Here is a 20404-nt window from a genome sequence, read left to right on the forward strand (position 1 = left end):
GTTATTCACTCTGAAAAACACGTTTCACTCTTTGCCCTATATTGGTCATGATCTCGTACGGAATGGTACCAATTTGATTTGCCAATTCCTTTACACTTGGTTTTTCTCCAAATACTATAACTTCATCCCCGATTTTACAATCGACGTTGGTCACATCCAGCATGGTCATGTCCATGCATACATTTCCAAATACGAAAACCAACTGGCCTCTTACTAACATAGACCCTTTGCCATTTCCAAAAGCCCGTAAATACCCGTCTGCATAGCCAATCGGTATCGTAGCAATACTCATGTCTTTATTTGCCAATCCCTTTCTTCCATACCCAACTGTTTCCCCCCTTTTTATTTTCTTGATCTGAGAAATATTGGATTTTAAAGTACCTACGGCTTTCAATTGATGTTGCTCCTGCTCTGTAGGATCATACCCATACAACCCCACACCGAGTCTCACCATATCAAAATGATATTGAGGAAAACGGCTAATTCCTCCGGTGTTGACAATATGTCTGAGGGGTTTGTACCAAAGTGACTCACAAACCTGATCTGCCATTTGGATGAAATGTTTCACCTGTGATTCAGAATAAGAATCGTGCAGGGGACTTTCACTTCCTGCCAGGTGGCTGAAAACACTTCTTATTTTTATTTGCTTGTTTCTGGCAATCAATTGTTGTACCTGCGTCAATTCCTTGGCTGTGAATCCCAATCTGTTCATTCCAGATTCCAACTTAAGGTGAATACTGGGAATACCATCTGTATCTTCAAAATAGGATATGAATTCATGAAGCAAATCAAGGCTGTATATTTCAGGTTCCAGATTATATTCTTTCAACAATCTAAATGAATCTGAAGTGGGGTTCATAATCATGATAGGAACATAAATTCCATGCTTTCTCAATTCCACAGCTTCATCTATGTAAGCTACTCCCAGGTAATCAATCTTGTGGTATTGTAATAAATTAGCAATTTCAAAAATCCCACCACCATAGGCATAAGCCTTCACCATCGCCATTATTTTAGTTCCCGGTTTTAACTTAGACCGGTAATAATTGAGATTATGAACCACATTTTCCAGGTTGATTTCCAACACAGTTCTGTGAATATTTTTCTCCAGTTGAGATACAATTCTTTCAAAAGCAAAGTTTCTGGCTCCTTTCACAAGCACTACCTCATCAGCTAACTTGTGATTGGATTTCAGAAAAGAATCCGTGTCTGGAAAATAGTTTGATGGCACATCAATTTCTGACCTGTATTTTTCAATCTCTTTACCAATACCTATCACTTTAGAAACCTGATTTTTCCTGAACAATTGATTGACTCTCTTGTAAAGAGCTACCCCCTCAATTCCCGTTTGAGAAATATCAGAGAAGATTACCGATTTGGTTCTTTTTTGATTTTGTCGGCTCAGGAAATCAAGCGCCACTTCCATCCCATGCAAATCATTGTTGTAGGTGTCGTCTATCAGGTAACTCTGGCCAACTGCCTGCTTAAGCTCCAAACGCATCTTCACCGCAGGTAGATTGTTTAGCCCCGACTGAATGATATTTTCATCCAAGCCAAGTACCTTCATTACCACAGCGCAATGAATCGCATTTTCAATAAAATAAGGTTCTTTAAACTTCAACCTAAGATTGACGGTATGCCCGTCAAAGGAAATACGCAGCATATTTTGCTCTAGATGCTCAACTGTCCATCCGATAAGTTTACTTTTATCACCAATATATTGAAGTAAAGCATCTTCTACTATTTTCTCCGACTTTGAATAGATTACTTTCTGACAGCCTTTGAACAACAATGCCTTTTCCTCAGCTTTTTCAACTTTGGATTTAAATCCCTGGTTGTGTGCTTCTCCTATATTGGTAAAAATTCCAATGGTAGGTTTAATTATTTTTTCAAGGTTAGCCATCTCACCTGTTTTGGAAATACCTGCCTCAAATATCCCCAAATTGTCGTTTGCACTCATTTGCCACACTGAAAGTGGCACACCCACTTGTGAATTGTAACTCTTTGGGCTTTTTACAACCTGATAAGCCTGCCCCAGCAATGTGGAAAGCCATTCTTTCACAATGGTTTTGCCATTGCTGCCTGTAATCCCCAATACGGGGTAATCAAACAAACTTCGGTGATAAGATGCGATTCGCTGTAGTGCTTCTATAGAGGATGCAACTTTCAGCACACTTGCCTCATTTAATTCAGCGACATCTTTTTCTACCACAAACAAACGAACCCCTTGGTTGTATGCTTCTTCTACATATTTATGCCCATCATGATTGCTTCCCTGAATAGCAAAAAAAACAGATCCTTTTTGGATGGAAACATTCCGTGTATCAATACACAACTCTGATAAAATTACATCGCCGGACTGTTGCAACACTTCTCCGTTACATATAGTTTCTAGTTCGCTAAACAGCATAGGGTATTTTGTTATTAAAATCCTTGATTTTTAGTCCAAATAAAGGTATTCGGTGAAATACTTCCATCATTTCAACGTATGATATTAAACTACTTTTTAAAAACACAATTTAAGGCATAAATATTATATTTTTTTATCTTCTAAATTACTTCATATATCCTTTCTATTTCATTCAATTGGACTAAATTGCAAGATTTAACACATTATTAACTTAGAATTTTATTGATCTCAACACGTGTAAATGAACGTATCTCTCACTAATCCATTTCAGCTAATTTATACATTGTTTGAACACGAATATTTAGGCTATATATTCGAATCTTTTGTGATCCAAAAAGATGAAGAAGGAAGGCTTACATTTTCTCATCAAAACATCTCTTCTAAAAACGCAAAAGAATTCGACTCGGGACTCGATGACACTGATTATCAACTGATCAAATTGATGGATTCGATGCAACAAGACGTTGTAGCCAGACATTTCAATAAGAAAAATGTAAAAGCCAATGATTTTTTTCTAAAGATTTTTAATGGCAAAGATGGCAATGAAGTTATACAAAATGAAATCAAACGGTATCTCGAAATAAGACGATCAAAAATTCTGCCCCTGCTGAAAAACAAAATGCTGTTTGAAATGGGAGCAGATGGCGAACCTACCTGGAAAAAAATAGAAGTATTACAAGAACCTGCAACTGTCCTTTTCCACTTTAGAAGAAACGATGAGGATACTCATTATTTTCCCACTATAAAGTATGCCGGAGAAAAAGTAGATTATCAATACAAAGGCGGATACATTCTCTGCAACGATCCTGCATTTCTGGTTTTAGAAAACAAACTCTATCATTTTGCCAAAAACATTGACGGAAATAAAATCAAACCTTTTTTGGATAAAAAATTTATTTCTGTACCTAAAAAAATAGAGGACAACTATTACAGAAAATTTGTTGCTCAGCTTGTAGGATCTTTTGATGTGTATGCAAAGGGTTTTGAAATCAAAACAGAAAATTACCCGGTAAAACCCCTTCTTACATTTTCCAAACTGGCAAACGGTTCGAAAACACTTTCTTTATTTGGAGAAAATGGAGTTGCTGCAAATCAGGAAGACAGTCAGGATAAAATCCTGTTTGAACTTTCCTTTGGTTATGGAAACTACAGCTATACCGCCGATAAAATAAAAGAAGTAAGCGTACATGTGGATAAACAGGATGACAACTATATCTTTTACCGGATAAAACGAGATCTGAACAAGGAAAAAAAATATATTCACTTTCTGAATGAAGCCAACATGTCGTTGAGGCATGCCCGGGCAACTATGAATACCTCTACTGCCTTTTCATGGATTCGTCAAAATGAGAAATTTCTCAATGAATCAGGCATTACACTCCGCCAAAATGGAGGAGAAGGCAAAAAATATTTTCTTGGACAAACTTCCATTTCCATTCAGGTCAATGAAAATATTGATTGGTTTGATATCCACGCCGTAATCAAATTTGGAGATTTCAATATTCCTTTCAAGGTTATTAGAAACCATATTCTAAAGAAAAAAAGAGAGATAGAATTGCCAAATGGAGAAGTGGCAGTAATACCCGAAGAATGGTTTCTTGAATACTCCGAGCTGTTTGCCTTTTCAGAAGATGTTGAGGGTCAGGAAGGTTTGGCTTTGAAGAAACATCATCTGGCACTGGTGAATGAGTTGAAAGAATCCGAAATAGCCAAAATTCAACTCAATAGAAAGCTGGAAAAACTGAGCAATTCCTTCAAACAAATCGAGGACTATCCAATAGCCAAAGGATTTAAAGGTGATCTGCGTCCATACCAAAAAGCCGGATACAATTGGATGAATTTTCTGAGGCAGTATAAATTTGGTGGCTGTCTGGCAGATGATATGGGTCTAGGAAAAACAGTTCAGACTTTGGCCATGCTTCAAAATGTAAAGGAGCTAGAAGATGGAGGTGTCAACCTGCTTGTAATGCCTACATCGCTAGTTTACAACTGGGAAAAAGAAGCTGAAAAGTTCACTCCAAAATTAAAAATACTGAACTATACCGGAGTAAAAAGGGTCAAAGATGTCAGCCAATTTGCAAACTACGATTTGGTGCTCACATCGTATGGTCTCATCAGACAAGACCTTGATTTACTAAAAGATTTTTATTTCAACTACATCATACTCGACGAATCTCAGGTAATCAAAAATCCTGATTCCAACATTGCCAAAGCAGTAAAGCATCTAAAATCGAGTTACAAACTGATACTAACAGGCACTCCGATTGAAAACACAACCATGGATCTGTGGTCACAAATGGAATTTCTCAACCCCGGATTGCTGGGTGGGAAAACTTTTTTCAAAAACAACTTCCAATTGCCTATAGAAAAAAAACAAGACGAACAGCAAACAAAAAAGCTGTACACGATCATCAAACCATTTTTACTCAGAAGGCACAAGTCTCAGGTAGCCACTGATCTGCCAGAAAAGATAGAAACTGTCAGATATTGCTCTATGACTGAAGAACAGGAAAGTGCTTATGAGGAAGTAAAATCAGGCTACAGAAATGAAATAATGAGCCAAATAGAGGAAGGTGGACTTGGTAAATCTCAGTTCTTACTACTTCAGGGTTTGACAAAGCTGAGACAAATTGCCAATCACCCCAAGATGATCGATGAATCATACAAAGGTGAGTCTGGTAAATTAAAAGAAATCAGCTACATGCTTGAAAATGCCATTAACAAAAACCATAAAATCCTTGTATTTTCACAGTTCGTGAAACATCTGGGTATTATTTCAAGCTATCTGAAAGAAAAAAACATAGACTATTGCTACCTGGATGGCAGTACCAAGGACCGGGAAGCACAAGTCAGCCGTTTTCAAAATAATGAATCGGTAAAAGTATTTTTAATTTCACTCAAAGCAGGTGGCCTTGGGCTCAATCTGACCAAAGCAGAGTATGTGTTTCTGCTTGACCCATGGTGGAATCCTGCCATAGAAGCACAGGCCATTGACAGGGCTCATAGAATTGGGCAGAAAAATACGGTATTCACCTATAGGTTCATCACCAAGAATTCCGTAGAGGAAAAAATCATGATGCTACAGCAAAACAAAAGAAAATTGGCGTCTGATCTGATCACAACAGAGGAAAGCTTCGTCAAAAACCTATCTAAAGAAGATATTGTTAGTATATTGGATTAGTAAAAAACAACTACCCAATGATTACTACTATTCAATCTACGTTCGAGGCACAAAAGATAAAAAGCCTCGAACTAAGGTATGAGTCTATTCAAAACCGTATTGAAAGACTCAAAGCCCTAAAATCCTGGATACTCGACAATAAAGACCGGATCAGAAAAGCGTTATATCAAGATTTGAAAAAACCGGAAACAGATACTGATATTTCGGAAATATTCACCGTTACCTCCGAGCTCAACAAGGCACTTAAGTATATAAAACAATGGACAAGACCAGAGTATGTTTCACCAGGGCTGACTTATCTGGGCACTTCTGCCTACATTCACTATGAGCCCAAGGGAACTACTCTAATCATTGCTCCATGGAATTTTCCTTTCAACCTGGTTTGTGTGCCATTGGTTTCAGCTATAGCCGCTGGAAACACAGCCATTTTAAAGCCATCAGAACTCACTCCTGCCACTTCAGCTTTAATTACCCAAATGGTGAAAGAGGTATTTAACCCGTCAATTGTTGCAGTAATAGAAGGAGCTGTAGAAGAAACCACAGAGTTACTTAAACTTCCTTTTGACCATATTTTCTTTACCGGAAGTACCAACGTAGGAAAAATTGTAATGGCTGCTGCTGCCAAAAACTTAAGCTCGGTAACGCTGGAGCTGGGTGGAAAATCACCTGTCATTATTGATAAATCAGCCAACATAAAAGATGCTGCGAAAAAAATCGTCTGGGGCAAATTCGTAAACAATGGGCAGACATGTATAGCTCCGGATTATTTGTTTATTGACAGTGAAGTAAAGGACAAATTCGTAAGCGAAGTAAAAAACCAAACCCGAAAGCTGTTTGATTCAGACTCTTCAGGGTTCGAAAATTCTGATTCTTATTCCAGAATGGTCAATAAGAAACATTCGAAAAGGCTTTCTACTTTGTTACAAGATGCTTTAGACCAAGGAGCCGTATTAGAAATGGGAGGAGAAAACAGCTCTGATCAAAAATACATGGAACCTACATTGCTGTCAAATGTCCCCTCTGATGCCACTATATGGAAAGAAGAGATATTCGGGCCTCTCCTGCCATTGAATATCTATGAATCTGCTAAAGATATCATTGATCATATCAATTCACAGCCTAAACCCCTGGCACTGTATGTCTTTACCAAAGACAGGAAGTTTGCCAACGAACTACAGCAAAAAACCTCTTCCGGTTCTATGTGCATCAACGATGTTGTAATTCAATATTCTCATCCAAATCTACCTTTTGGCGGTGTTAATGAAAGTGGAATTGGGAAATCTCACGGATACTATGGCTTTCAGGATTTTTCAAATGCAAAGTCGGTCATCAAGCAGAGAATTGGGTTGACAAATACCTCGGCATTCTATCCACCTTTCGGAGAATTCAAAAGGAAAATTGTGGATTTTATGATAAAATATTTTTGATGAGAATATCTACCCAAACAAACAGGCAGGAATTCCTTTTACTCCCATTTCAGCCATAAATACATCACCACTATTGGGGTACTTTTCCAGTTGCTCTGGTGTCACACCTTGTCTGGCAGAAGTAATATATAATTGGTCAAGGTTTTCTCCTCCAAACGCACATGAGGTAACATTTATTGCTGGCAGTTGTATAGATTCTATCAGCTTGCCGGTTTTAGGATTCCAACAGCCAACAGCCCCTCCTCCCCAAAGTGCCACCCAAAGCATCCCGTTTGAATCAATGGTCATACCATCAGGAAAACCCAGACGCTCCTCTACATTGACAACAACTTCGGGATTTGAAATTGTAGCATCATTCTTATTAAAGTTGTACGCCACAATTTTTCTGGTTGGAGAATCGATATAATACATTGTCCTGCAATCCAGTGACCAACATATTCCATTGGACACAGTTACACCTGTTATCATTTTTTCTACTGAAAAATCAGGACTAATTTTATAAACTGATCCAACAGCATCTTTTTCATCCAAGGGCATACTTCCAACCCAAAAATTTCCCAGTGGATCACATTTCCCGTCGTTGAACCGATTATCTGGTAAATCTTTCTCAGGGTCAATTTTGTATTCTATTTGTCCGCTTTCTAAGTCGAAATGAGCAATACCATCTTGCAGTGCAAGCAATACACCTCCTGATTTGACGGGAACAACCGTTCCAATCCTTTCAAAAACATCATACACTTTATCGTTTTGAGAGACAGGATCAAACACATGCAATGACTTACCTTCTATATTTACCCAATAGAGTATTTTGTCAACAGGATGCCAAATAGCTCCTTCTCCCAGTCTCGCTTTTGCATCCAAAACAACTTTGGACGATGTATGATTACCCATATATATGCTTTTGTTATTTGCTATTAGAAATAAAGTACGACACAATATGATTGATCAGCATCGTTTTCCTTTTTTCAGTAATATTAAAGAATCTTAAATGGAATTTAAAACTTCTGACAAAACCCGTAAGTGAATTGGACTACCTCTTCAAATATCCCCTGGACAATAAGGTCTAACCATTTCTATTTTAACCTTTCAATGCATTTCTTTGCATTCAATATGCGAAAAATAAAAAACGAAGAGCTACAAAGAATATCCATTGATGAATTCAAATCTTCGGATAAAAATCCTGTTATTCTGATTTTGGATAACATCAGGAGTTTAAACAATGTAGGCTCTGCATTCAGGACATCTGATGCCTTTATGGTTGAAAAAATATACTTGTGTGGCATCACAGGAATCCCTCCACATCGTGACATAAATAAAACAGCATTGGGGGCAACTGATTCCGTAGATTGGGAATATCAAAAAAATACATTGGATGCGATCAGTAAACTAAAACAAGATGGTTGGCAAATAATAGCTGTTGAGCAGGCAGAAAAGAGCTTATCGCTTGAAAAATTCGAACCACAAAAGGATGAAAAATATTGTTTTGTATTTGGCAATGAAGTATTCGGAGTGGATCAGGAAGTAGTGGACGCATCGGATGCCTGCCTGGAAATCCCGCAATTTGGCACCAAACACTCTTTGAATATTTCTGTGAGCATTGGAGTAGTACTGTGGCATTATGTCAATAAAATATGCTTCTGATAAATTCTGCTTTTCATTTTTTAGAATAAATGTTGAATGTCTGATTATTACTAGAAACCTATTTATTTTACACTTGCATTTAAGTTAAATTTAAGGGAGAGATATTTCTCTCTTGTGCTATGAAAAAATACATCAAACAAACTGATCCGTTTATTGTACCTACAGGTGACGACAAGCTCATTGAAGAACATTTCGGAAACGCCAGTTTAAAGTATGAGGGATGTAGTATATGTAGATGTGAAGCCCCTCCCAGATGGAAAGAACCTTATCAAAATCCTGAATTTGATGAAATAGTGATCGTCTCAAAGGGAAGACTTGAAATTAAGATAGAAAAAGACCGAGAGGTAATAGAAAAAGGTCAATCAATACTATTAAAAAAAGGAGCACGAATAAGATTTCGTAATCCCTTTGATCAGCCTTGCGAATATTATTCTATCTGTATGCCTCCCTTTTCCGTAAAAACAGCGAACAGAGAATAATTATAATCCTGACATTTTTAAATATTATACAGTTATACAAATGGAATACAGAATAGAACATGATACCATGGGCGAAGTAAAAGTGCCTGCGGATAAATACTGGGGTGCACAAACCCAGAGATCCAAAATGAATTTTAAAATTGGTGGTGCAAATATGCAAATGCCAATTGAAATAGTAAAGGCATTTGCCATACTCAAAAAATCAGCCGCAGAAACAAATTGTGAGCTAGGGGTTTTGTCCAAAGAAAAGTCCGATCTGATAGGCAAAGTCTGTGATGAAATATTATCCGGTCAGCTAGACGACCAATTTCCCCTTGTAATTTGGCAAACCGGATCTGGTACACAATCCAATATGAATGTAAATGAGGTAGTAGCCAATCGGGCACATGTGCTCAATGGGGGTTCTTTATCAGACGATAGTAAAGTCATTCATCCAAATGATGACGTCAACAAATCTCAATCGTCAAACGATACATTCCCTACTGCCATGCATATCGCAGGGTATAAAATGATAGTGGATGACACTATTCCCAAAATAGAAACACTACGCTATACACTCAATGACAAAGCTAAGGCTTTTGCAAAAGTTGTGAAAATAGGCAGGACACACTTTATGGATGCTACTCCTTTGACCCTTGGGCATGAATTTTCCGGATATGTATCTCAGCTGGATCATGGGTTAAAAGCACTTCGCAATACACTTGAACACTTGTCAGAACTAGCTTTAGGAGGAACGGCAGTTGGCACAGGCCTTAACACACCGCAAGGCTATGCCGATCTTGTTGCAGCAACAATCGCAAAACACGCAGGCCATCCATTTGTTTCAGCAAAAAATAAGTTTGAGTCTTTAGCAGCTCATGATGCGATCGTAGAATGCAGTGGTGCACTCAAACAACTGGCGGTTAGCCTGATGAAAATCGCAAATGACATCAGAATGTTATCTTCAGGGCCTAGAAGCGGAATTGGAGAGATAATGATACCGGAAAATGAACCAGGTTCTTCAATAATGCCAGGAAAAGTCAATCCAACACAATGTGAAGCACTGACTATGGTATGCGCTCAGGTAATAGGAAACGACGTGGCTATTTCTGTTGGAGGCATGAATGGTCATTTTGAATTGAATGTATTTAAACCGATGATGGTTTACAATTTGTTGACTTCTGCCCGATTATTAGGTGATGCTTGTCTGTCATTCAACGATCATTGTACTGTTGGTATTGAACCTAACTATCCAGTAATAGAGGAAAAATTAGAAAAATCATTGATGCTCGTTACCGCACTCAATACTCACATTGGGTACGAAAAGGCAGCAAAAATCGCAAAAAAGGCGCATAAAGAAGGTACTACTCTAAGGGAAGCTGCCTTGGCACTGGAATTCCTAACCAATGAGCAATTCGATCAGTGGGTCGTTCCTTCCAAAATGGTAGGAAGTATGGAAAAACAATAAACAATACAGTATAAGAATCAAATTTGGCTTTTATAGAGTTATTTTTGTACATTAGTAATTTAATAAGTGAACCAATCAATTAATCATGAGAAATATATTAGGAATACTTGCCATTATTTTTTGTGTAGCAATCGTTACGGATGCAAGCGCACAGATGTCCAAAAAGGAAGCAAAAGAATGGAAAAAGCGTATCAAAAAACTTACTCCTGATCAATATCAAACTTTGCTCGAAGAAAACAAGTCATTGAAATCTCAGGTGAGCAGTCTCAAGAAAGAGGTAACCGGAGTAGATGACAAACTAAAAGACAAGGACGATCAAATTGCACAATATCAGGATCAGGTTTCTTCCTTGAGGAGTGATTTGGCCGCCGCTAAAAAAGAAGCTGCCAGCAAACCTCAGCCAGTAGCATCTTCTGCACCAGTTGGTGGAAGCGTACAAAGTACAAGTGGTGTTGTCTTTACTGTACAGATCGGGGCATTCGCTAAGAAAGATTTGAAAAAATTTGCCGAGAACAATCCTGCATTTCAATCTGACTCTAAAGACGGTCTGATGAAATATACTATTGGAATGTTCAGAGACTACTGGGAAGCTGATACTTTCAAAAAATACCTTAGAGAAATTGGGGTAAAAGATGCTTTTATAGCTTCTTATAAGGATGGTAAAAGGGTTCCAATTAAGGATGTTTTAGAAGGAGTAATCTAAAAACAAAAAAACTTATTAAAAGCCTGACTATTTCCCAATGGTCAGGCTTTTCTTTTTTAGAAAGTATAATTAATATAATTTTGCCCTCCACAAATTCTAAAGCATGATTAAATATAAAACACGTGAGGAAATTGAACTGATGAGGCAAAGTGCTCAATTGGTGTCAAAAACATTGGGAATAATAGCCAAAGAAGTTAAACCTGATGTAACACCTTTGTATTTAGATAAAATCGCTGAAGAATTTATAAGAGATAACGGAGGCATTCCTGGATTTTTGGGACTTTACGATTTTCCCAATACACTGTGTATGTCTTTGAATGAACAGGTAGTACATGGCATACCAAACAATAAACCCTTGAAGAATGGAGATGTCATTAGCATAGACTGTGGCGTATTTATGAATGGATTTTATGGAGATCATGCATACACATTTGAAGTCGGAGAAGTCGATCCTAAAGTAAAAAAACTACTTAAGGTGACAAAAGAATGTCTCAATCTGGGAATTGAACAGGTAAAAAAAGGTAACAGAATTGGTGATATAAGTTTTGCCATTCAGCATCATGCTGAAAAAAATGGATACGGTGTAGTGAGAGAACTGGTAGGTCATGGATTAGGAAGAGAGATGCATGAATCACCCGAAGTTCCTAACTTTGGTAAAAGAGGAAGAGGTACTCAAATTAAAGATGGATTGGTAATTGCAATCGAACCAATGATAAATTTGGGTTCTAAAAATGTAAGACAACTGTCTGATGGTTGGACAATTATCACAGCAGACAAATTACCATCTGCTCACTTTGAACACGATGTGGCTTTTATCGATGGCAAAGCTGATGTCCTTTCTACTTTCGAATATGTAGAAGAAGCCCTGCAGGTAGTCAATGTCTAAAAATATATGGAATGCTTTTTTGAAAATAAAAGTAATTGCTACTTTTTCAAAAATTTGTGTGCTTCTTTGAATCGGGTGAATTCATCTTTCACTACTAAGAAATAATACCCGGTAGAGAAATCTTTCACGTTAATCCTGAACTTATCTCTACCTATTTCTTCCGGCACTATTGTCACTTTATTACCGATTATGCTTCTCATTTCAAACTCAACACGATCTAGCTCGGAATTTTTGATTTCTATAATGAGAAAGTTAACAGAGGGGTTAGGATAAATTTCTATCTGATTTTTGATTTCCAGTGAGGTATTTTCAAAATCAGGAGATTCAATTGACCTGTTGACATTGGAAGTAGAATCCTGAGCCTGAACTACAAGGAATCCTATGCTTAATATCAATGACAATATGGTCTTTTTTAATGACAAGTAGTATTAGGTTTTTATAACTTATATTCAAAATACGTTAAGACTTCACTAAAGTTCCTTGAAGATAATAAAATTTTTAGAAAAAACTGTCGTTACCGCAATTAATTTAAATCTAAATACATCACTTTACAATGAATATATATTACTATTCATATATAGCGTCAAGTATTGAACTCTATCTTTAATACAATTTAACTATCTCCTTCCCTTATTTCTGCAAAGGACTTTGGCAAAAGATCAATTAAATCACCTGCAATCAATCCTTCTTCTGAATTTTCTTTAACATACAAATTCCCTGCCAACCCGTGTAAGTACGCACCTAGTATTGCGGCTTCCAAAGAATCATATTTCTGACCAAGCAATGCAGTGACAATCCCTGTCAACACATCACCACTTCCTGCGGTAGCCATACCAGGATTACCTGTGGTATTAAAAAACACCTGCCCATCAATACTAGTAATGCTGGTATGTGCTCCTTTGAGTATTACAACCACCTTGTTTCTTTTTGAGAATTCAATCTGCTTTTCTAATCGCTCAAAATCATCATTCCAATTTCCAACCAGTCTTTTAAACTCTAACGGGTGAGGAGTTAAAATACTTTTTTCAGGAATTAGATCAATCAAGCCTTCCAAGGCAATAATATTTAAAGCATCCGCATCCAACACCATAGGTTGATTCACCTTTTTCAATAACTTAACCAACGCATCAACAGTTAATTTATCCACACCTATTCCCGGGCCTACTCCAATAGCATCGTACTGATTAACATCAGGAACATTAGAAAGCATATTTTGGTGTGTATCTGTAATCACCATAGCCTCAGGAACGGCAGTTTGCATAATTTCATATCCACACTCTGGAAGATAAACAGTCACCAGACCAGCTCCTGATCGAAGACAAGCCCGTGAAGCCAATACAGCAGCTCCAATTTTCCCTTTACTCCCTGAAACAATCAGGTTTCTACCCATATTTCCTTTATGAGCATATTTCCCTCTTGATTTAAAAATTGATTTAATAAACTCAGGTGTAATCAAATAATGCCTGGCTTTTTGTTTCGCTATGAAATTTTGGTCTAACCCAATATCAACAACAAACAAATTTCCGGTAAAATCATCATTTTGAGGTAGATAAAATGCGAGCTTGGGAATTTGAAAAGTGACAGTTTCAGTACATTTAACTATCATTTCTCCAGAAGCATTTTGATCACAATACAACCCAGATGCAATATCAATTGCAATTACATTAGTTGCACTCCTATTGATATGATTAATCAGCAAAGCATGAAGCCCCTTAACAGGTCTGGAAAGACCCGATCCAAAAATCCCATCAATTATTATATCATTCTGGTTTAACAAAGGAAAGTCCGATTCTGCCTTTATCAGGATGGGATCATATAATTTTTTCAGCCTGTTTAAGTTGACTTGGAAATCTTCAGTACCATTTGATCCAGTACCAATAAAATAGGTTTCTACCTGACATCCATATTCTAAAAGCAATCTGGAAATTGCCAGACCATCTCCACCATTGTTTCCTGTTCCACATAACACCTTGACATTGTCACGAATTCCATGTTTTTTCAAAAACCAGGAAACGAAGGCTTTTGATGCTTTCTCCATAAGGTCTATTGAGGAAATTGGTTGGTTTTCAATAGTAAATTGATCAACCTGCCTTATTTGTTCAGACGTAAGTATTTTAGTCAATTTATCCAGTGAGTTCATATTCTAAATTTAACTCATCAGGCATCAATGTGCAATATTCAAAAGAAATTGGTGATTACCTATCTACCTCACCCAAAACAAAATCCAACGAACCAACGATAGCTATCAGGTCTGCAATCATATATCCTTTTGACAGTTCTGGTAAAATGGAAAGATTGGAAAAACAGCAAGAACGTGCCTTACATCTGATGGCAATATCGGATCGTCCATCTGCTCTGAAAAAGAAACCAATTTCTCCTTTGGGATTTTCGGATCTAACATATAAATCCTGAGCTTTTGGCCTTATTTTTTTGGGTGCAATTTGTCGAGGGTCAAATTCTTTGGTTCGCTTGTGATCACCTTTCAGTTTTTCAAGACACTGCTCAATGATTTTAACCGATTCTTTACACTCTTCTACTCTTACCCAGGTTCTGTCCCAACAGTCACCGGTTTGTCCCATTTCACCCTTACCCACAGGAATATTAAAATCCAATTCTGGATATACAGAATAACCATCGACCTTCCGCAGATCAAATTTGAGCCCTGTAGAACGAAGCATTGGACCCGTCACACCGAAATTGATAGCGAGATTACGGTCTAAAACGCCAATATTAGCAGTTCTGTCAACAAATATTTTATTATTAATTAAAACATTGTCCAACTCAACCAACTTAGGTTTCAGGTAATTGATAAATTCCGTGCATCTTTCTTCAAAACCAACAGGCAAATCATAGTATAATCCCCCTATCCAGATATAGTTGTAAAGCATGCGTGCACCACTTACCCATTCGAGCATTCTAAGGATATGCTCACGGTCTCTCATGAGCCAAAGAAAAGGCGATACAGCACCTATATCCAATCCATAAGTGCCAACTGCTACAAAATGAGAAGCAATACGATTAAGTTCAGCTACCAGTACTCGTATATATTCTACACGCTTTGGAATCTGATCCTGAATACCCAGCATCCTCTCTACTCCCATCGCATAAGCGTGTTCATTGTTCATTGCTGCCACATAGTCCAATCGGTCAACAAAAGGAATTACCTGATTGAATGGTACAGATTCCCCATGTTTTTCAAAACAACGGTGTAAATAGCCCAAATGCGGCACTACATCTACCACTATTTCTCCATCTGTAACGACTTCAAGCCTCAATACTCCATGTGTTGAAGGGTGTTGTGGTCCGATATTGATGACCATTTCTTCAGAGCGGAGATTATCTTTATTATAGATATTAGGCTCAGACTTTTTCAGGTTGTCCTTATGGTATTTGTATTGAATCTCAGGCATTAGTCATCTTCTCTTCTTATGGTTTCCATTCCCCTGTATTCAAGCGGCTCTTCATAATCCTTTTGCAAGGGATGCCCTTCCCAATCAGCAGGCATCAAAATTCTACGCAAATCAGGATGTCCAATGAAATGTATGCCCAACAGGTCATAAGCTTCTCTCTCGTGCCAGTTTGCAGTTTTCCATATCGAAGCAACAGAAGGAATTTCAGGTTTCATTCTGTCTGTTTCAACCTTTAACATCAAAGAAACTTCGAAAGGAATAGAATATAAATTGTAAACAACTTCCATCGTGCCTTTCTCCAAACCATTGTCAATACCTGTGAGACACGATAGCGAATCGAAATATGTTTCTTTGTTTTGAAACAATTCCTGACAAACAACATCAATTTTATGTGCCTTGATCAAAATCGCCTTAGGAGTGCAATTCAGATCCTCACCTAATATTATCTCTTCTCCAAAAGCAGATAACAGTATTTTCTTTATGTCTTCGAATTTATCCAAGTGTCAAACTTTTTCCTTCATGGCATTGATCAATAGTCTTGGAGCAATCAAAGATTCTCCATCAATTTTCTCCCTTAATTTGATGATACCACCGATCAACGCTTCTGGTCTTGGAGGACATCCTGGTACATATACATCTACAGGAATAATTTTATCTACTCCTTTTACCACATGATAGCCATGCTCCCAATATGGCCCTCCACAATTGGCACATGAGCCCATTGATATAACATACCTCGGTTCAGACATTTGCTCATACAACCTCCTTACTCTGTCTGCCATTTTATAGGTAACTGTACCCGCTACTATCATTACATCCGATAATCTGGGAGAAGCTCTGGGAATCACACCATATCTGTCCAAATCATATCCGGAAGCCATACTTCCCATCATTTCAATAGCACAACAAGCCAAGCCAAATCCCATGGGCCAAATACTGGACAGCCTTGCCCAATTGGTCAAGTCCTCCAATTTACTCACAATAACACCACCGCTATTTAATTGACTGTCTTTCTGCATCAGGAGTATTTACTATTTATCTGTGTGTATAAATCGTCCGGTATTTTAGAATCAAACTTCTTTATTTTAAGCTCTGGCTTGTCCCATTCCAGAAAACCTTTAGCCCACACATACGCCAAGCCCATTACAAGAATGAGAATAAAAATACTCATTTCAACAAATGCAAATTTGCCCCAGATACCTTCCGTGGCTTCAATCAGATTTTTATCGCCAAAAACAATTGCCCAGGGAAAAAGAAATACCAATTCTGTTTCAAACAAAATAAATATTAGGGCTACAACATAAAACCGGATATTGAACTTGCCCCATGAGTTTCCAATAGGATCTTCCCCACTCTCATAGGTGGTGTTTTTCTCTTCATTTGGACGGTCTGGACGGATAAAGCGTCCCAAAACCAAAGGTGCTGCAACGCCAATTAAACCTCCAAAAATAAAGAGTAATATGATTTGATATGATGTTAATTCTATCATCGCATTCGAAAAACTTAAAATTAGTTGAATGTAGGAATTCTATACGAGGAAATGTAGATTTTTATCTAATTGATCCTCTGAAGAGCCTGATTTGTACATGAAATTAATATCAGGGTATCTTTCCCCCTTTATTCCAGATTCTTTTCTAAAACGTAATCGTCCATCACATATCCACCTCCAATATCTATTACTACAGAATCTCTCTGAACAAATCCAACATTAATATACGCTTTTATACTATCTGTATTGTTTTTATTCACTGTCAAGCGTATTTTATCCAAACCATAACTTTTTGCATGGCTTTCTACAAAAAGTAAAGCTGCTTTACCCAACCCCTGGCCTCTGAAGGAGGCGTGCAGGTAAATTTTACTCAAAAAAAGTGCATCTTTTTCCTGTTTAACACCTAGGTATCCAATACTCGAATCATTGGTCTCAATAAGAAAATATTCATAACCATCGTCAATTTGAGATTCGATGGCTTGCTGAGACTGAAACTTTTCAAGCATATATTCTACTTGCTCACAACCTATAATAGGTGTATAATGTTCTGTCCAAATTTCCTTAGCCAGATTTTCTATTATTTCAAATTGAGTAAGAGAGGAAGCTTTTACTATTTTTATCATCCCACTTTTTTATTGCCCCAAGGATAATAAAAAACGAAATGAGTTGAACTATAAGTAAGAGAATCAATTCAACTTATTGCACTATCAATTTTTTAGACACAACATTTTGCTGATTGCTAATTTTCAGCATATAAATACCACTTCTAAAATTGCTAGTAGAAATAGTAGTATTTCGGTCAAATGTACCACTAGACATTTCATTTCCGTTCAAATCAAAAAGCGACCAATTAGTTTGAGAATCAATAGATCCCCTGAGAAAAACCTGTGAACCAGAAGAAACCGGATTAGGATAAACATCCAGAGAACTGCCAAAAGTGGGGCTTACAGCCAATACTCTCAGGTACTCAAATTTTCCATCATAATCAGTTTGTTTCAGTCTGTAATATGTCAGCTCCATAAGATCACTGTCATCTGTCCAACTATATGACCTAATGCTGTTTGAGTTTCCATTTCCAGAAATAGTAGCCACTTCATAAAAATTAACCCCGTCGTTGGATTTCTCTATGCTGAAGTAATCATTATTTATTTCCACAGCTGTTTTCCAAAACAAAGAAACATAACCATCTGTAAAAGAATATCCAAAACTAATAAGTTCTACTGGAAGAGGACTGTTAGGTTGCTCGCCGAGCCAGGCATTGAAATCAGGGTTGGTATCTATCAGGTCTTGTTTATTTCCTATGTTGTCCGTTGTATCACTCCCACCTCCGGAATTTGTTACAGTACCATTAACATACAAACCATAAGGGTTGGAAGCATTATTATTTATAATATCATCACCACCTCCACTAAAGTCAATATTACCATCCACATACATCTGACCTCCCGAATTAATTTTAAGAAAAGTGCCACCAGACCCATCGTTTCTCACATCTCCATACACAGCAACTCTACCATTTTGGTTTACTGTAATATCTCCGCTCTCTTCAGAAATAAGATTTCCTTTTATTACCAAATCTGCGTAAGGTGGTGGTGCTACATTAGTCCCTACAATAAGACTTTCATTGCTATGGATTATTAAATCGGATTCTGCTATCAATCTGCCACGAGGATATATTCGGATATCATTTCCTCCATTTGCTTCTATTGTGCCGGGAACTGACAGAGTATCGTACAACGAAAAATTACCATTGTTTATATTAAGATCACCTCCAAAACTCAAGTCACCGTTCCCTCCATTTACAGTAAAATTACCTCCCGAAACAGTAACTGCATTGGCAATATTAAAATTCCCATCAGCAGGATTTAATGTAAAGCTTGCAGATCCACTTGTTTTGAATGCACCTGCGTTAAAAATCCCACTTTGGTTAATAGTTTGCGTACCACTTGTGAATCTCAAATAATCTGCAACATCAAATTGTCCTGTGGATCCTACTGTATAAGTCGATGCATGCGAACTTGTAAAGTTATCAGCATTGAATATTCCATCTATCGTCCATCCCTGAGTAGCAGAACTCGTAAAATCATTTGCTACACTTAATTCTCCCGTTGACTTAATATTATAGGTGGATGGGTGTGTACTATTAAAATTACCTGAATTAACTTCTCCATCTATTACCCACACATGAGTACCTGCTGTGCTAATATTACCTGTAACATCTAACAAACCAGTTGAAGCAATATTATATGTCTTTCCATTAGTACTTGACAATGATCCAGCAAATAAAGTACCATCAATATTCACTATTTGAGAACCATTGGTCAATGACACAGTATTTGTGACTGTCATATCACCATCTATATTTAATGTAAACATCCCTCCACTAGAATACGAATCCGCATCCAATGAACAAGTTGAACAAACATTTAATTGCTTTCCTGATCCCCCGCTCATAGACATAGCTGTTCCTATATCCATAATCGAACCATTAGTTAGACTTAATCCTGTTGACCCACTTAAGGTAAAATAAGTTCCTGTAGTGAGTGTAGAATTATCTATTGATATAGAATTTTGCTGAATGTTGTCCTGAAAATAGGTGCCAATGTGAAGTTCGGCTTCACCAGACATGCTCAACCCTGAATGGTAGCCGGGTGTATAGGCACCAGTAACATTTACCACTACTCCATCCAGCGACAATGTAGTGTTCTGACCTGAGTTTACACTATTGGTATTTATCGTTCCTCCAGAAACGGTTATTGTTCTGGCAGATCCTGAATAAGAATTGTTAAGCTGGCCTGTTACCGTTACAGTTATCCCATCAACTACTGTTAGATTAGCATTTAAGGTGAGGTCTCCTGTAATAGTAACGTTAGACGATATTGTACAAGGTAAGTTTACTGTCAAATTACCAGATACGTATCCAACAGTACATTGTGACTTACCGGTAAAACTTACACCAAACAAAAGAAATATCATGGTAATAATAACAATAAATCCACGACATGAGTAAACTAATAATTTCATAAATACACGCTCTACAGCATTTTTTGGGTTAACATTGGGCAAAACTAGACACGGTTTAAACTGGAAAACCTAGTCAATTGAAAGAAAATCGGTGAAAATGGATGATTTCAGATGGCAACTCAGCTAAAACGCTATAACTCTTCTTTTCAAACTAACTGAAATCAGATTTTAAACTTTTTTCAAGTAAAACTGCATTGTTCAAACACTCTTGCGACACATCATATTACTTGGTGAAAACTTCAACTTATTGAATTAAATAAACCAACTTAATAACTCTGCCAGAAATAAATCAACGGTTACTTTACCA

General features: G+C 37.3%; 17 protein-coding genes. 7 read left to right on the forward strand and 10 right to left on the reverse strand.

All coding sequences use genetic code 11. The features are described from left to right. Nucleotide 1: 1 nt before the first annotated feature. Nucleotides 2–2410: a bifunctional UDP-N-acetylmuramoyl-tripeptide:D-alanyl-D-alanine ligase/alanine racemase gene (locus tag AAOP42_RS10880; RefSeq protein WP_349528538.1), complete on the reverse strand. Its 2409-nt coding sequence runs from the start codon at nucleotides 2408–2410 to the stop codon at nucleotides 2–4. 241 nt (nucleotides 2411–2651) lie between these two features. On the opposite strand from AAOP42_RS10880, the gene AAOP42_RS10885 reads away from it, so the two are divergent. Together AAOP42_RS10885 and AAOP42_RS10890 are read left to right on the forward strand one after the other, a co-directional pair. Then, a complete protein-coding gene (locus AAOP42_RS10885; protein ID WP_349528539.1) occupies nucleotides 2652–5591 on the forward strand; it encodes a DEAD/DEAH box helicase in 2940 nt (979 codons plus the stop codon). Nucleotides 5592–5608: 17 nt separating this feature from the next. Beyond that, entirely contained in the window at nucleotides 5609–7018 is a 1410-nt protein-coding gene (locus AAOP42_RS10890) for an aldehyde dehydrogenase family protein (RefSeq protein WP_349528540.1), read from the forward strand. A gap of 9 nt (nucleotides 7019–7027) precedes the next feature. On the opposite strand, the gene AAOP42_RS10895 is transcribed toward AAOP42_RS10890, so the two are convergent. Then, the gene (locus AAOP42_RS10895) at nucleotides 7028–7909 is read right to left on the reverse strand and encodes an SMP-30/gluconolactonase/LRE family protein (RefSeq protein WP_349528541.1); all 882 of its coding nucleotides are present in this window, start codon (nucleotides 7907–7909) and stop codon (nucleotides 7028–7030) included. Nucleotides 7910–8128: 219 nt separating this feature from the next. Here AAOP42_RS10895 and AAOP42_RS10900 point away from each other — a divergent pair, with 219 nt between their 5' ends. From AAOP42_RS10900 to map, 5 genes are all read left to right on the forward strand, one after another. Next, complete coding sequence (locus AAOP42_RS10900) at nucleotides 8129–8659, forward strand: RNA methyltransferase (protein WP_349528542.1); 531 nt, start codon at nucleotides 8129–8131, stop codon at nucleotides 8657–8659. Nucleotides 8660–8778: 119 nt separating this feature from the next. Beyond that, a complete protein-coding gene (locus tag AAOP42_RS10905; protein WP_349528543.1) occupies nucleotides 8779–9138 on the forward strand; it encodes a cupin domain-containing protein in 360 nt (119 codons plus the stop codon). A gap of 40 nt (nucleotides 9139–9178) precedes the next feature. Further along, nucleotides 9179–10585: a class II fumarate hydratase gene (gene fumC, locus AAOP42_RS10910; RefSeq protein WP_349528544.1), complete on the forward strand. Its 1407-nt coding sequence runs from the start codon at nucleotides 9179–9181 to the stop codon at nucleotides 10583–10585. Nucleotides 10586–10670: 85 nt separating this feature from the next. Further along, complete coding sequence (locus tag AAOP42_RS10915; RefSeq protein WP_349528545.1) at nucleotides 10671–11288, forward strand: Ezrin/radixin/moesin family protein; 618 nt, start codon at nucleotides 10671–10673, stop codon at nucleotides 11286–11288. 103 nt (nucleotides 11289–11391) lie between these two features. Then, complete coding sequence (map, locus tag AAOP42_RS10920) at nucleotides 11392–12174, forward strand: type I methionyl aminopeptidase (RefSeq protein ID WP_349528546.1); 783 nt, start codon at nucleotides 11392–11394, stop codon at nucleotides 12172–12174. Between the two features lie 38 nt (nucleotides 12175–12212). On the opposite strand, the gene AAOP42_RS10925 is transcribed toward map, so the two are convergent. The 8 genes from AAOP42_RS10925 to AAOP42_RS10960 form a co-directional block, all read right to left on the reverse strand. Next, nucleotides 12213–12596, reverse strand: coding sequence for a T9SS type A sorting domain-containing protein (locus AAOP42_RS10925; RefSeq protein WP_349528547.1), 384 nt, complete (start codon nucleotides 12594–12596; stop codon nucleotides 12213–12215). 191 nt (nucleotides 12597–12787) lie between these two features. Continuing rightward, nucleotides 12788–14314 carry an NAD(P)H-hydrate dehydratase gene (locus AAOP42_RS10930; RefSeq protein WP_349528548.1) on the reverse strand — a complete coding sequence of 509 codons (1527 nt, stop codon included), beginning with the start codon at nucleotides 14312–14314 and terminating at the stop codon, nucleotides 12788–12790. A 55-nt stretch (nucleotides 14315–14369) separates the two neighbouring features. Next, the gene (locus AAOP42_RS10935; RefSeq protein ID WP_349528549.1) at nucleotides 14370–15584 is read right to left on the reverse strand and encodes an NADH-quinone oxidoreductase subunit D; all 1215 of its coding nucleotides are present in this window, start codon (nucleotides 15582–15584) and stop codon (nucleotides 14370–14372) included. Then, nucleotides 15584–16084 (reverse strand): NADH-quinone oxidoreductase subunit C, encoded by a 501-nt coding sequence (locus AAOP42_RS10940; RefSeq protein ID WP_349528550.1) that lies wholly within the window; start codon nucleotides 16082–16084, stop codon nucleotides 15584–15586. Before AAOP42_RS10940 ends, AAOP42_RS10935 begins: the two co-directional genes overlap by 1 nt. Before the next feature lie 3 nt (nucleotides 16085–16087). Next, nucleotides 16088–16603 carry an NADH-quinone oxidoreductase subunit B gene (locus tag AAOP42_RS10945; protein ID WP_349528551.1) on the reverse strand — a complete coding sequence of 172 codons (516 nt, stop codon included), beginning with the start codon at nucleotides 16601–16603 and terminating at the stop codon, nucleotides 16088–16090. Further along, complete coding sequence (locus AAOP42_RS10950) at nucleotides 16603–17073, reverse strand: NADH-quinone oxidoreductase subunit A (protein ID WP_349528552.1); 471 nt, start codon at nucleotides 17071–17073, stop codon at nucleotides 16603–16605. Before AAOP42_RS10950 ends, AAOP42_RS10945 begins: the two co-directional genes overlap by 1 nt. A gap of 128 nt (nucleotides 17074–17201) precedes the next feature. After that, complete coding sequence (locus tag AAOP42_RS10955) at nucleotides 17202–17696, reverse strand: GNAT family N-acetyltransferase (protein WP_349528553.1); 495 nt, start codon at nucleotides 17694–17696, stop codon at nucleotides 17202–17204. A gap of 73 nt (nucleotides 17697–17769) precedes the next feature. Further along, the gene (locus AAOP42_RS10960; RefSeq protein ID WP_349528554.1) at nucleotides 17770–20097 is read right to left on the reverse strand and encodes a T9SS type A sorting domain-containing protein; all 2328 of its coding nucleotides are present in this window, start codon (nucleotides 20095–20097) and stop codon (nucleotides 17770–17772) included. Nucleotides 20098–20404 lie beyond the last annotated feature (307 nt).

Source organism: Reichenbachiella sp. MALMAid0571 (assembly GCF_040151475.1).
Classification (GTDB): Bacteria; Bacteroidota; Bacteroidia; order Cytophagales; family Cyclobacteriaceae; genus CAXBNB01.